Origin of the sequence: Lachnoclostridium sp. An118, from assembly GCF_002160985.1 — a bacterium.
GTDB lineage: Bacteria > Bacillota > Clostridia > Lachnospirales > Lachnospiraceae > Claveliimonas > Claveliimonas stercoravium.
This window is the reverse complement of record NZ_NFLQ01000002.1, coordinates 161,278-175,811: the sequence shown is the minus strand read 5'-3', so window position 1 is coordinate 175,811 and position 14,534 is coordinate 161,278. Positions and strand designations below refer to the sequence as shown.

The 14,534-nt window shown below is 54.8% G+C and carries 11 protein-coding genes and 1 riboswitch; all 11 genes read right to left on the bottom strand.

Features of this window, described 5'->3' with window-relative positions:
• Window positions 1-11 precede the first annotated feature (11 nt).
• Window positions 12-1,322 (bottom strand): glycine reductase complex selenoprotein B, encoded by a 1,311-nt coding sequence (gene grdB, locus B5E62_RS02540; protein WP_087173182.1) that lies wholly within the window; start codon window positions 1,320-1,322, stop codon window positions 12-14.
• 19 nt (window positions 1,323-1,341) lie between these two features.
• Window positions 1,342-2,622: a glycine/sarcosine/betaine reductase component B subunit gene (locus B5E62_RS02535; RefSeq protein ID WP_242957690.1), complete on the bottom strand. Its 1,281-nt coding sequence runs from the start codon at window positions 2,620-2,622 to the stop codon at window positions 1,342-1,344.
• Between the two features lie 72 nt (window positions 2,623-2,694).
• Entirely contained in the window at window positions 2,695-3,075 is a 381-nt protein-coding gene (locus tag B5E62_RS02530) for a GrdX family protein (protein ID WP_087173180.1), read from the bottom strand.
• A 154-nt stretch (window positions 3,076-3,229) separates the two neighbouring features.
• Window positions 3,230-3,341, bottom strand: a riboswitch (glycine riboswitch).
• Between the two features lie 290 nt (window positions 3,342-3,631).
• Window positions 3,632-5,065: an adenylosuccinate lyase gene (gene purB / locus B5E62_RS02525; RefSeq protein ID WP_087173179.1), complete on the bottom strand. Its 1,434-nt coding sequence runs from the start codon at window positions 5,063-5,065 to the stop codon at window positions 3,632-3,634.
• Window positions 5,066-5,133: 68 nt separating this feature from the next.
• The gene (gene purF / locus B5E62_RS02520) at window positions 5,134-6,561 is read right to left on the bottom strand and encodes an amidophosphoribosyltransferase (RefSeq protein ID WP_087173178.1); all 1,428 of its coding nucleotides are present in this window, start codon (window positions 6,559-6,561) and stop codon (window positions 5,134-5,136) included.
• Window positions 6,562-6,783: 222 nt separating this feature from the next.
• Window positions 6,784-7,473: an amino acid ABC transporter ATP-binding protein gene (locus tag B5E62_RS02515; protein WP_087173177.1), complete on the bottom strand. Its 690-nt coding sequence runs from the start codon at window positions 7,471-7,473 to the stop codon at window positions 6,784-6,786.
• Between the two features lie 15 nt (window positions 7,474-7,488).
• Complete coding sequence (locus B5E62_RS02510; protein WP_087173176.1) at window positions 7,489-8,139, bottom strand: amino acid ABC transporter permease; 651 nt, start codon at window positions 8,137-8,139, stop codon at window positions 7,489-7,491.
• Window positions 8,140-8,217: 78 nt separating this feature from the next.
• The gene (locus B5E62_RS02505; protein WP_087173175.1) at window positions 8,218-9,060 is read right to left on the bottom strand and encodes an amino acid ABC transporter substrate-binding protein; all 843 of its coding nucleotides are present in this window, start codon (window positions 9,058-9,060) and stop codon (window positions 8,218-8,220) included.
• Between the two features lie 132 nt (window positions 9,061-9,192).
• The gene (locus B5E62_RS02500) at window positions 9,193-9,960 is read right to left on the bottom strand and encodes a hypothetical protein (RefSeq protein WP_087173174.1); all 768 of its coding nucleotides are present in this window, start codon (window positions 9,958-9,960) and stop codon (window positions 9,193-9,195) included.
• On the bottom strand, window positions 9,935-11,218 hold the full coding sequence (locus B5E62_RS02495; RefSeq protein ID WP_087173173.1) for a DUF5716 family protein: 1,284 nt from the start codon (window positions 11,216-11,218) through the stop codon (window positions 9,935-9,937). The genes B5E62_RS02500 and B5E62_RS02495 overlap by 26 nt, the downstream gene beginning before the upstream one ends.
• A 14-nt stretch (window positions 11,219-11,232) precedes the next feature.
• Entirely contained in the window at window positions 11,233-14,526 is a 3,294-nt protein-coding gene (locus tag B5E62_RS02490) for a DUF5717 family protein (RefSeq protein ID WP_087173172.1), read from the bottom strand.
• Between the last annotated feature and the right edge of the window lie 8 nt (window positions 14,527-14,534).

Below are 14,534 nucleotides of genomic sequence, written 5' to 3'. Positions count from 1 at the left end.
TTGTTTTCATTTTAATCGAAAATGGTCTGACCGTCCACCTCTGTTGTGAGAGCTGTCAGGGCTTTCTCCACGATATGGCGGCGGAGTTCTTTCTCCTCCTCGTGGCTTAAGGCCGGATTTCCAAGGGGATGGGGGATCGCGATAGCCGGAACGATCCTGTTGGCTCCTACGGTCATGGAGATCGGTGTTACTGTACAGATGTGTACTACCGGAATGCCAGCCCTCTCAATTTCTTTCACCATCGTTGCACCGCAACGAGTACAGGTGCCTCATGTGGAGGTCAGGATAACTGCGTCCACGCCGTCCGCCTTCAGTTTCTGTGAAAACTCGTCCGCAAAAGCCTTGGCAGATGCAACGGCTGTACCGTTTCCTGTTGTTGTATAGAAGAGATGATGAAGCTCGCCGATCTTTCCTTCCTTCTCCATGTCTCTGAGCACGTCCACAGGAAGCACCCTGTCTGCGTCCTCATTGGCATAGACCGGATCGTATCCGCCGTGAGCTGTCTCGTACGTCTCGGCTGTCAGGTCCATGACGCCTGCTATATCGTACTCACCGTAGTGGGAAGCGCTGGAACTCTCAATGTGGTCCGGATTTCCCTTGGGAACAATACCGCCGGATGTGACAAGGGCGATCTTTGCGTGGGCCAGATCCTTCACTGCCGGATTGGGAGCCACCTTGTCAAAGCTGGGCATGGGATACTCTGTCTCGAAAGGCTTGTCCGCCAGCTTCTTAAGGAGCATGTTCACAGCGCGCTTTGAACCTCTCTCCTTCTCGAAGAAGTTGACCCTCACGCCGTTCGGCATATACCCTTCCTCGCAGGAGGCGCCGATCGCTTCCCCTTTGGCCAGCTTCAGGGCCAGAGGAGCCATCTTGCCCACGGCCGCTCTCATGCCGGCCGCACTGTTCTTTGTGGAGATCATGTAGACCTTGTCTTTAAACATGTCCGCTCCCGGATTTTCCACATACATACCTGTCACAGCAGGAATGCCAAGCTCCTCCTGGACAGCTGCCGCGATGGTGCCGCAGGCCACGCCGTAGCGCCCCGCATTGAAGGCCGGCCCTGCGATGAACACATCCGGAGCCTGCTCCTTTACCATGGCCAGGATGTCTGCCTTTGCCTTCTCCAGGTTCTCATTGAAATAGGAGTCACCGCACACTATCGTGGCAATGATCTCCGCCTCGTCCTTAAAGTTCATATTGAACGCAAGTCCGGGGCCAACGGCCTCACCCACGCGGATCTCTGCCGGGTAGTCCGCCTTCTCCTCTCCGCCGATATTAGCGAAGAACTGATTGATATAATGTACAACTTTGATCTTACTCATTTCCTGTATGTCCTCCCTTCTACCTTGCGCTCAGCTTGTTAAATCCAGTCTCGTTGGTAGCTCCTGTGATGACCTGGAGCTCCACCTCAAGGGAGCCGTCCTCCCGGAGCGTCTCCTCGCTGGCTCCCGCGATCTTTGTCACATAGTCCAGCGTGCCGATCACCTTGTCAAGCTTGGGCAGGATCACTACCTGGTTTGCGTTTCCGCCTGTGACAACGGCGTCTGCAGCCGCGTCCGCGTCTGCCAGGGACTGCGACCTTCCGTCCCGTCCGGCGTACTCGTCTGTGATGATGACTGTCTTCACGCCCTCTGCCTCGATCTTCTTGCAGTTCATGATCAGGTCTGTATCCGGGTTTCCGAATCCCTCCTGGGATACGATGACGCCGTCCAGATCCAGCATCTTGCACAGCTTAGCCGTCCAGTCGGAGGAGCGCTGCTTGTCTGCCAGGTACACGTTCTCGTTGGTGATGATCTGGCACACAAAATTCAGGGTCTTTCCGTGCTCTTCAAACAGGTCGTGAACGACCGGGTTGTTCTGATGTACATAGGTAGGATTCTTGTCGCATGCGGACACACAGTTTCCGGACACGATAGCGCCGTCCATGATCTCTGTGGGGCTTAAGATGGTAGGAACGATCTTCTTTGCATCCACGCCGTACACGTAGGTGTCGTGGAGAAGCCCCTGGCTCTGCAGCATCTGCACATAGGCAACCCTGGGAAGCTCCGGATATTTCTCCAGTCCCTCCTTGATGGTGCATGTCTCATATACTTTTGTCTCATCCGGTGTCAGGCTGCGGGCAAGTTCCCCAATGTAAGCCGCAACTCTGAATCCGGCAAATCTGACTGCCTTCTCATAGTCATGCTGTTTGATATCATCAACCGGCTCGCACACCATCACCAGGTTGAGTGTCTGGGAGAAGGGTGTGTACTGTGCTCCCGGCCCTGTCATGTCGATAATGCCTTCCTGGAAGCCGACGATGCGTCCCGCTGTCACTACAGCCATGCCTTTGAGAGCGTATGTCTTTCCGCTTCCCACTGTGTCTACCTTGGAGATCACTCCCGGGAATACGCCTCCTCTGCCTTCCACCTTTACTCTGGGCTCGATCACGTCCTTCACAGGTGTGATGCGGACAGACTCGCCCGGACGGGCAATGTCAAAAGACACTCCCTTGATCTTCTCGTCCTCAAGAGCTTTCTTCTCCAGCTCCTCCTTGGATACATAAAGGACACCGTCCTGTATCTTGCTCTCATCGGCAAACTGGATGTCCTTGATGTAAATGTGGCCCATTTCTAATCTCACGTCTCATTACCTCCTTGCGATCCTTTTTATGCTGTGTTTCTCTGCAGCTTCTTTCTGCCTCTCAATGACGGTCTACCATACGTCCGCCGACTCCATCGCGCTCTCCAGCAGTGTCCAGTCAATGAGCTGAAAATCCTCATACACTTCCTGCCTGTAGCTCTTCTGCCGGTCCGTGAATTTCTCACAGGTCTGTATGGCCGCCTCGATCATCCTGACGGATGGCGGGTCCACCTCCTCTTTCTTCCCGCTCAGCATGATCGATTTGTATGGTGTCTCTTTTGGCTTTACACTCCCTGAGAGAGGGTGTGACAAAAGCCTGTGGCCCTGGCAGATCCTTTTTTCTGCCTCTCTGAGCAGTTCCTCATAGGGAACAGATATATAACATACCGTCCTGCGCCCCTCCAGTTTGCGGGCTGCAAGCGGATTGTTAGTCAAGATGATGTAGCTGTCCACCTTCTGTCTCCTTTCACCTGTCCGGAGGACTTTCCCGTGGAATAAAAAAAGGACGTCACAGACACTTCATTATGTCTGCCGTCCCGCTCTGTCTATTTCTGTCTGTGCATAGGCTTCCGTTTCCTGGCCCATCCCCACATCATATTCAGAATTTGTCCCTCTTCCAATCCTTTTGCCTGAAAGTTTCACCTGAGGACCAGCTTCATCGTCCCCCGGCTTGCCTCTTCGGCGGCTGCTCGGTGTCAGCTCTCTCGTGAAAGAGATCGTCCGTATCCACTTGTCTGTCTCATTTACCTTATCTATAAATCATATATTTTATAGTTCTCTTCAATGACACATTCATACTACCCTAATTGTGATTTTTTTGCAATACCCACAGAAACAAGAAGATTATTTTTGTATATATTTCACAATTTTTCACGTTAAATTTTGTCAGTTTTTTATCACTCCCCTTTTTTGGCGGCAGGGAGTATAAAGGGCAGGAAGCCCTCTGCTCCCCGCCCTCTCTGCCAGGCATCTGCCTGCGTGTCCGCACGCATTTTCCCTGTCCTATCCTCTATACATTGATCTCCGCTTTCACGCCCAGGAGCTCACGGTTCTCCTCCAGCATGGGGCGGACCACATCTGCCAGGTACTTGTCCACCTGCACAGAGGCACGACCTGTATATTTTGCAGGATCCATGGTCTTTTTCAGCTCATCCAGACTAAGCCCGAAAGCCGGGTCTGCCGCGATCAGCTCCAGGAGGTTGTTCTCCAGTCCCTTCTCCTTCACATTTTTTCCCGCTTCCATGGAGAGCTCCCGGATGCGCTCATGCAGCTCCTGGCGGTCTCCTCCAGCCTTCACAGCGTCCATCATAATGTTCTCTGTGGCCATGAACGGAAGCTCTGCCATAAGGTGCTTCTCGATGACCTTGGGGTAGACTACAAGCCCGTCCACCACGTTCAGGCACAGGTCCAGGATACCGTCAATGGCCAGGAAGCCTTCCGGCACGCTGAGACGCTTGTTGGCCGAGTCGTCCAGCGTTCTCTCAAACCACTGGGTGGCGGACGTGACAGCCGGATTCAGGGCATCCACCATGACGTACCTGGAGAGGGAAGCGATCCGCTCGCTGCGCATGGGGTTTCTCTTGTAGGCCATGGCCGAGGAGCCGATCTGGTTCTTCTCAAAGGGCTCTTCCACTTCTTTTAAGTGCTGCAGGAGCCGGATGTCGTTGGACATCTTGTGGGCGCTGGCAGCAATCCCCGCCAGCACGTTCAGCACTCTTGTGTCCACCTTCCGTGAATAAGTCTGGCCGGATACCGGATAGCAGGCCTCAAAGCCCATCTTCTCTGCGATCATGGGATCGATCTTGTCGATGGTCTCCTGGTCTCCGTCAAAGAGTTCCAGGAAGCTGGCCTGTGTTCCCGTAGTTCCCTTGGATCCCAGAAGCTTCAGGCTTCCCAGCACGTACTCCAGATCCTCCAGATCCATCATGAACTCCTGGAGCCAGAGCGTTGCCCTCTTTCCTACAGTGGTGGGCTGGGCCGGCTGGAAGTGCGTGAAGGCCAGAGTGGGAAGATCTTTGTACTGTTCAGCAAAATCAGCCAGCTCTGCTATCACGTTCACGATCTTTGTGCGGACCAGTTTCAGGGCCTCGGACATGATGATGATGTCCGTGTTGTCCCCCACGTAGCAGGATGTGGCTCCCAGGTGGATGATGCCCTTTGCCTTGGGGCACTGCTGGCCGTAGGCATAGACATGGGACATAACATCGTGGCGCACCAGTTTTTCTCTCTCTTTTGCCACATCGTAATTGATATCGTCCGCGTGGCTCCTCAGTTCCTCGATCTGCTCATCTGTGATAGGAAGTCCCAGTTCCTTCTCCGTCTCCGCCAGGGCGATCCACAGGCGCCTCCAGGTGCGGAATTTCATATCAGGAGAAAAAATGTACTGCATCTCCCTGCTGGCATACCGCTCGGAGAGCGGGCTTACATATCTGTCGTGACTCATAGATTCTCTTTCCTTTCTCTGCTCATAAAAATAGTTTCTGTTCTCTTTCTCTCATTCTAGCACAGCTTCTATTCAAATGCCAGGGAGACATCCCGCCCGGGCACTTCCATGGGATAATTTCCTGTAAAGCAGGCATCACAGTATCCCAGCTCTCCCACCATGTCCTTCAGCTTTTCGATCTCCATGTAGCCGAGGGAGTCTGCTCCGATCATCTCCCGGATCTGCTCTGTCGTGTGGGAGTGCGCGATCAGCTGTTCATTGGAGGGCACATCCGTTCCAAAGTAACAGGGATACAGGAAGGGGGGTGAGCTGATCCTCACATGCACCTCCGTAGCCCCCGCCTTTTTCAGCATGCGGATGATGTTGGCGCAGGTGGTGCCCCGGACGATGGAGTCGTCCACCATGACGATCCTTTTCCCGCGTACTACTTCCGGGATCACGTTCAGCTTGATGCGCACGCTGGACTCCCGCTCGCTCTGTTTTGGCTTGATAAAAGTCCGCCCCACGTAGCTGTTCTTGTGGAAGGCCATCCCCACCGGAATACCGGACTGCTCTGAGTAGCCCCTTGCGGCCACAAGCCCCGAGTCGGGGACACCCACCACAAGGTCCGCCTCCACCGGGTAGGACTGGGCCAGCGCCCTGCCGGCTGTGATCCTGGCATGGTACACGTTCACACCGTCCAGGGTGCTGTCCATTCTGGCAAAATAAATATATTCGAAAATGCATCTGGCGTGCCTGGCCGGATCGATGGCCATACTCTTGTCGGAGGAGATGCCGTCCTTTGTGATGGACACGATCTCGCCCGGCTCCACGTCCCGTACAAACTCCGCGTCAACGGCAGCCAGGGCGCAGCTCTCGGAAGCCAGGATATAGGTGTTGTCCCTCTTTCCGATGCACAGGGGCTTCAGGCCAAAGGGGTCTCGTGCCCCGATCATCTTTCTGGGCGAGATGACCGCCAGCGCGTAGGCCCCCTTTATCTTCTTCATGGCATTCTTCACCGCCCCCTCCACGTCGGGCGCCTGCAGCCTTTCTCTGGCGATGTGGTAGGCGATCACCTCCGAGTCGATGGTGGTCTGGAAGATGGCCCCGGTGTGCTCCAGCTCGTGCCGCAGCTCCACCGCGTTGGTCAGGTTGCCGTTGTGGGCGATGGCCAGGACTCCCTTCACATAGTTGATGACCAGAGGCATGGCGTTCTCCGCCCTGGATCCCCCGGCTGTGGAGTAGCGGACATGGCCCACGCCCAGATTGCCGTGGAGGGCATGGAGGGCTTCCTCGTCAAACACTTCATTGACAAGCCCCAGCCCTTTCTTTGACCGCATCTTCCGCTCTCCGCAGGTGTCTGTCACTGCGATGCCGCAGCTCTCCTGTCCTCTGTGCTGCAGTGCAAAAAGCCCATAATAGACAGTGGGGGCTACATCGCCCCCATCCATATCATAAGCACCGAAAACACCACATTCTTCTCCAAGACCTGTTGTCACTTTTTCAAAGTTATCCATGTATGTTTCTCTCGCTCCTTATCCTCACAGCGCCATGCACCGCAGGCGGGCGCTGCCTGTTGTTTTACATTGTCAGGTTTCCGGGAAATCCCGCTGATTTACCCATAAAAGTATAATACAAGGCGGGGAGAAAAGCAACATTCCTCCCCGCCCGCAGAAGACAGGCATTCATTATTTATTTCCCGCCCGATTTATTAGCATTTCTTAATAATATCGGCTGATTTATAAGTTTTTCCCTAATTTTCCCAGGAATTCCTGCATCCTTTCGTTAGAAGAACCAAAAACCTCCTCCGGAGTGCCCTGCTCGGCAATGACCCCCTTGTCCATGAAAATGATCTGGTCCGCCACATTCCGGGCAAAATTCATCTCATGGGTGACAATGACCATGGTCATATGCTCCGCGGCCAGGTCCCGGATAACCTTCAGGATCTCCCCGGTCAGCTCCGGGTCCAGAGCCGATGTGGGCTCGTCAAAGAAGAGGATGTCCGGGTTCATGGCCAGGGCCCTGGCTATGGATATCCTCTGCTGCTGCCCGCCGGAGAGCTGGTAGGGATAGGCTTTCTCCTTGTCTGAGAGCCCCATCTTCGCAAGGAGGGCCCTGGCCTCCGCAAAGACCTCCTCCTTATCCCTCTTCTGGACCTTGATGGGAGCGTCCGTAATATTTTTTATAACGGAATAGTGGGGAAAGAGGTTAAAGTTCTGGAAGACAAGCCCGAAGGTCCCCTCGTAGTGTATCTCGCCGTCGTCCGGCGTCTCCAGGCCGGTGGCGCACCGCAAAAGAGTGGACTTTCCTGACCCGGAGGGACCGATGATGCCCAGCACCTCCCCCTGCCTGACCTGGAGGGATATATCCTTCAGCACCTCCAGCCCGTCAAAGCTCTTCTTTAAATTGTTAATTTCCAACAGACTCATAACTGCCTCCTTCTCCTACCGGTAATAATTCATCTTTTTCTCCGCCTGCTCCATGACAAAGGCCACCAGGAGGCAGAACACATAGTAGATCAGGGCCGCTATGGCGTAGGGGATCATGTTGGTCTCCCGGGCCGCAAGGGCCTTGGCCTGGTTGAACAGCTCCATGATAGACAGGGTGAAGGCAAGGGAAGTGTCCTTCACAAGCGTGATGGCCTCGTTCGTGATGGAGGGCATCACCCGCTTGATGACCTGGGGCAGGATGATCCTCATAAAGGTCTGCGACCTGCTGTACCCAAGTATCTTGGCCGCCTCATACTGCCCCTGGGGCATGGACTCGATCCCGCCTCTGTATATCTCCGCAAAGTAGGCCGCATAGTTCAGGGAAAAGCCAAGTATCCAGGCCAGCTGCTTCCAGGTTTCCGTGATCTGCATCCCAAACAGGTAGAAGGGGCCAAAATAAAAGACCATGAGCTGCAGCATCAGGGGGGTTCCCCTCATGACAGATATGTAAAATTTAAAAAACGAGCGGACGACGATATTCTTTGACATCCTGCCAAAGCACACAAGCATTCCCAAAGGAAGCGACAGCACCAGTGTCACGAAGAAGATCTCCACCGTCATCGCGGTCCCTTGGATCAGAAGCTCCAGCATAACCGAAAATTCCATTTCAAAACTCCTCTCTGCCGGTCCGGCAAAACGGGCTGCCCAAAAGGACAGCCCTTTTTGTACATATTTCTTACATTTTTACTTTCCTATGGTCGTGATGTCCTCACCGAACCATTTTGTGGAAATCTCAGCCATAGTCCCGTCCGCAGCCAGCTCCTCGAGGGCTGTCTGCACCTGGTCTCTCACCGCCTCGTTGCCCTTTGCGAAGCCCACACCGTACTCCTCTGTGGATATCACATCGTCCAGGATGACAAAGTCCGCATCCCTGGACTCGATCTGGTAGCTTGCCACCACGATATCCATGGCGACAGCGTCCACGACTCCGGACTCAAGCTCCATGAATCCTGTGTTGTAATCCGCGATCACCTGGAGATTGCCGAAGGTGCTGGAAAGCTCCTGGTTGTCCTCCAGCGCGGCCTGGGCGGAGGAGTCTGTCTGCACGTCCACCGTCTTCCCGGCCAGGTCCTCCGCGGACTCAATGCCGGAGTCTGCTCTCACGACAAACACCTGGCTGTTGTCCAGATAGGGGTCGGACCATGTGTAGTCATCCTCCCTGCCGTTGATGGTAAATCCATTCCAGATACAGTCGATGGCTCCGGACTCAAGCATGGCGTCCTTTGCGTCCCAGGCGATCGGTTCCGGGACAAACTCCCATCCCATCTTGTCGCAGACGGCCTGGGCAAGCTCCAGGTCAAACCCTGTGTACTCTCCGTCCTCGCCCACAAATCCCATAGGCGGGAAATCCTGGTCAAATCCGACGGTAAACGTATCTCCCTCTGCCTTTTCCGTAAATTCTGCCGTGGATGTGTCCTGGCTGTCTGATCCCGCATCCGAGGACCCGTCAGAGCTGCCGCCGCAGCCAGCCAGCAGGGATGCCGCTGTCACCGTCAGTGCCATCATAAGTGCCAATCTCTTCTTCATCTCTCATTTCCTCCCGTATACAGCTTTATTATATTAGCAATTTATCAATTGATTACTCTACCACACTAAATTGCCTAGTTATAATAACACACTTATCCACAGCCTGTCAACCATGGATAAGTGTCCCGTCTGTCAGATATTTCCTCTCTGGTATTCCTTTTTCCATCTGCCAAGCTGCTCATCTGTGGCGTCCACCTTCACATTCTCGGCTGCTTTGCGGATTTCCTCCTTCAGCACGGAGCCGATGCTCAGGTAGACCGGCTCGTTGGAGAGCATCTTCACGTACTGCTCCTGGGGCAGATACCTGTAACAGCAGTAGAGGTAGGCCTTCAGCATCTTTGTGTCCTGGCACACACCAAAGCCCTTCTCGTACATGGCGGCCGCCTCCTCGTAGAGGAGGAGCCTGCCGTAGGCAGACCCCAGGCATCCGTACACCTGCCCGTAGAACTCCCTGCCCACCGAGTCATCCCACTCCTTGCCCACGATAGACTGATACACAAGGATTGCCGAAGCTACCTCCCCCGCCTTCAGAAGATTGTCCGCCTTGTACTTCTCCCGCTCCACCTCGTTCTGGTTCTTTAAGTGCTCCAGCACATTGTGGATCCGGGTGATCTCCGAGGAGGAGTAGATGGAGGCGTGGCTCAGCACCGCCAGCAGGAACTGCTCCACCGGCCCGTTCTGGTCCAGGATGCCCCTCAGCTCGTCCGCCAGGTCGTAGAGCTCCAGCTCCTCCTCCAGCCAATCACAGAGCTGCCTGTTGATGATGGTGTAATCCACAAGATAAAGGTTGTTGCAGAAATAATAGCACAGCTCCTCTATGGTGTAGATCCGCATATGGATCCTGGATATCTCGTATGGATGCTTTGCCTTCTTCTTATGACAGAGAATTAAACTGCCCATTGCTTCCTCCTAAGTGAATCGTCTTTTCTACGTGGAAATCCGTGGCCGGGAAAAACTCCCCGAAGCCCGCGTCCCTGAAGCTGATCCTGCAGGTATACTCGTCCAGGAACATGACCTCTATGGTGAGCCGCAGGGCATAGTCCTTCCTCTCCGGAAGGCCGGCCAGAGAGACCGTCTCTGCCTGGAGTTCGCCGCTCCCCAGGGACTCGATATGTATCTCGATATCAGAAGTGTCCTCCAGAAGCACATCCCACTGTCCGTCCGCCTCATACCAGTGGGACCCCCACTGGACGATGGGATACCAGCCTTCTTTCCCGCCCACTCGCATGCGCAGGCAGATCTGGTCTGTCATCTTTGTGTTGTCCAGATAGATGGGGCTGTCCTCGTAATCCCTGCATTTCCTGTAGGCCGTGTAGCAGGCGCCCCGGCTGTACAGGTTGTTCCCAAGGAAAGCCCTGCGGCCATTGCAGAGCACCTTCAGGGAGGCGGGGTACCAGTTGTTCTCAAACCCTTCCCCTGTCAGGTAGACAGAGGAGACCACCTTCTTGTCAAACACGCTCTGGATAAAGGACTTGAACCTCTCGTCCGCGTCCTTCGCCTTGTCCACGTTCAGCACGGGGTAGACCGCCGCCAGCTCCTTCATATGGGCGTTGGCCACCTCGTCCACCGCCACAAAGAGCTCGTCTCCCCTGCCCCGCAGCTTCCGCAGGCGCCGCAGCATGTAGGCCCGGATCTCATTCCTGTCGCAGTAAAAGAGGGCCGCCTCGTACTGCCACAGCTCCTTGGGCTGGTAGAACATGTAGTGGCAGAAGCTCTCCTTGTAGTCCTGCACGTAGACAGACTCCTTGGGCACGCCCACGAACTGTCCCACCCCCTTGAGCATCTTGCTGATGTCTATATCCGTGTAGGGGACGGAGAAGGTCAGATACTCGATATGCCGGAACTGGGCCAGGGCCAGCTGGAAGAATTTGGCCAGCAGCCACACCGCATCGTGGTTCTTGGCTCCCACCCGCACCTTTTCCTGGCGCTTGGCCCGCTCAAACAGGTCCGTCACCGTACATCCCTCGTTCACCGTGGCCAGCCGCTTCGCCTCTCTGCCGTACACCCACTGTTCTCTGTAGTAGCCCAGGATCAGCGGGATCTGATAATTGTCCACTGCCGTCTCCAGCGTCTCCGGCTCATTCTTCTCCTCGTCGTAAAAGCTGATCTGGCAGTACTGGTCATTCAGTTCGATTCCTAATATGCTTCCGCCTCTCACAGCAAAATTCCTCCTTAATACTCCTCAAAGATCTGCTCAGCCAGATATATCTCCCGCTGATACTCCTCCATGGCCGCCTTCCTCTCCTCCGGCCCCATGGATGACATGGCGTTCAGCCTCCCGTACCGGCCGATGGGAGGCACATCCCTCGTCTGCTCCAGGATGTGCTCCTCCTGGCTGATGGTCCTCTTCCCCTGGGACTCCTGGAAATAGTAGCGTACCAGGTCTCCCTTGTAGAGGATAAAATCCTTCACATAGATATTTTCATACATGGGAGTCAGGCTCTCACTCTGATAGCCCAGGTCGTCCACACCGCCCTGGCGCATCTTATAGACAATGCGCACCTTCCCTCCCCTGGAGGCACGGTACTCCACCATGGTCCTGTCGTAGAGCTGGGCCTCCCGCAGCCAGCTCTCCGGATACTTCAGGTAGAAGGGGAAGATGATCTGCTTCTCGCAGAGCTCTCCAAGCACACTGTGGAGCACTCCCTCCACCTCGCGGCCGTACTCCCTGTCGGAGTAGTACCGCAGCAGGGCAATCTTGCATATGTCTGCCAGATCCTCCTCCTGGCGGCGCTCGTTGACGATGATCTCAAAAATGGTATGGCCCGTCCTGCGCCCTCTCACCATGTACTCTCTGGAGACGTAGGCCAGATAAGCCTGCTTCAGCCGGAAGTAAGCGTTTCCTCCCAGATAGTACTCGATAAAGATCTCCTCTTCGTCAAACATATCCTCCGAGAACAGCATCTGGGTGATGATCCGCTCCCCCAGCTTCCCGGTCTGGACGCCATATTCTTTGGCCGTCTTCCACAGCTGCTTCATATCCTTTGTGGCGCCGCAGTAGAAGCCCGCCAGGTAGGTCAGTGTCACCCTGTCGTACTGCTGCCGCTTGAACATCTCAAAACACAGGTAGAGCAGGAAGTCATCCTCCTCGTAGTTGTCCTCCCGGATCCTCCTGCTGCACAGCTGGAACACTTCCTTCTCATCGAATTCATCGATGTCCTTTATATGAAGATTGTCGAATGTCACTTCCTCTTTTGCGCCGTCACCGCCCCAGCTGTTCATGTGGGACATGTACTTTTTGCACATTTCCAGATATCTGGGTTCGTAGAACATCCGCCTTGTCTCGAAGGCAATGGAATCCGTGTAATGGCGTCCGTCCATCCCCTCCCAGATGATCCTGGCTTCCTTGTCGTACAGGTAAACGACAGCCCCCTCCTCCCGGTAGGGCACTCTCTGCTTGATGGAGCCGTCCTTCTCGATGACAAGCACACACTTGAGGCCTCTGACCTTTGTGGTCACCTCGTAGGCGTAGCAGATATCCCGCATGGCCTCCAGTCTCTCCCCGGTCATCTCCTCCTCGGTGCAGAACCTCTTATAGATGATCTTCAGGGACTCGTTGATATGCCTCTTCACGAGCTGGTCCCAGGCAAACTCCACCATCTGCTCCCGGTAGCTGATGTACAGGTCGCTGGCGTACTGCTCGTAGGTGATCAGGTTGGCGTAGAGAAGGGCCGCCTTCTTGTAGTCCAGATTGTTTCCGTGCATAAAGTACAGGAAAATGGACCTGGGCAGCGCCTCCCGCACCTTGTCCTCCTCGATGGTCTCCATATAGTACTCGTAGAGCTGGGCGATCTTCAGCTCAGCGTCCACCGCCCTCTGATACCAGACAAAATATCTCTGCTGCATCTTATTTCCCTTGATGAGGAGTGTGCAGATGGTGTTCAGGATCATAGGCTCCTTGTACATGTCATAGATCTGCTCCAGTATGTGGAACAGAAGGTCGTCATAGCTCTTCTGCTGACTGGCCAGGTTGGCCGCGTAGAGGGCCAGCTCCTTTGTCAAAAGCCGGTATTTCACCGCGAAATTCAGCACATGGAGCTCAAATTTCCCCAGCTTCTTCAGGAGATTGGTCCTCTCCATAAAGCACTGGTAGGCAATCTGGTAGAAGAGCACCTGGTTGGTCTCATACCCGTAGAACTGCTGCTCCAGCACCCGCAGCCTGCGGTAGGGATCCCGGTACTGGGGGTCCAGGGTCAGCAGCATGAGGAGCAGCTCCCAGGAATCCTGGTGCCGCAGGTAGGTCTTCCCGATCTCATCCAGCACTCTCTCCGCATGGTTCCCGTTCTTTCTGATAAGGGCGGTCAGGTACAGATAGTAGGCGTTGGTGACCGGGTCCTTTCCGATGGCAAACCGGTTGTAGTTATAATTTTCCAGTATCCACTTGGCCTCCTCGATCCGCTCCCCTCTTATGTATATATGCGCCTGGAAGAGCTGCAGTCCGTCATCCAGAGGCGCGTACTGGCGCATCCTCTTGGACTTCTCCACAGCGCTGTTGGTCCATGTGTTCAGGTCGATCCGCCCCGCCTCGCAGGCAATGTGCTCCTTCAGTATCTGGGCTGCCAGGAACTCGATCTCCCGGCGATTCTCGTCGTACTCCCCGTTCTGCAGTACCTCCACATCGTATGTGAGGGTCTCATAGGGGGTGACAAGGTGGATCTTGCCGAAGTTCCGGCCCGCGTGGAGGTGGTCCGTGTTCACCACAAACTCAAGCTCATAGACATTTCCCACGAAGTCATCCGTGGTGATCTCCGGCCGGGGCACGGTGATAAAGCCCCCCTCTGTCCTTATATGCACAGGCATAAAGCCCCAGGTGTTCTTGATGACGGTAAAGCTGCCCTTGGTGGCCTCCTTCAGGTCCTCAAAGAGCATCCCCTCCCCCTGGAGGGTGAGGAAGATACACTCCTTCTGCTTGATCCCCACGAGGAACTCCTCCATGGCCTGCTCGTCCAGAGCCCACTTGCGCATATTGTCATAGAGATGGAAGATTCTGGGATTCTCGTACTTGAGCACCTCGTAGAACTCCCGGGACCGAAACAGCCGCTGGGCCTCGGAGAAATCCTTGATAGCCAGCCTCTTGAAATCATCCGTGCTCTGGACCTTCCCGTAGGCGGTCATGACGTAGGGCTTCTCGATGATGGCGGTGAAGGACACCTCGTATTCCCCTCCGTTGCAGACAACCGAGAATTTGCCCTGCTCCACATGTCCGGGGCGCAGATTCCTCCCATCGTACTCAAACCTCACCGTGACGGGATTCCCCTCAAAGCCCTGTTCCACACAGCGCATACGAAAAGAAGACGGATACACGATCCCCCGGATCGACCCGTCTGTCTGGCTTCTGATTGTAAAACTTCCACGGTACACTTCCCCCTCACCGATGGTAAGGATCAGACAGGTCTCATCGAACACGATCTCCGGGCCTGCTGTCTGAAAGTCACCCTTTGAAAATTTCTTAATTTTATTCTTCAAGCCTTCCA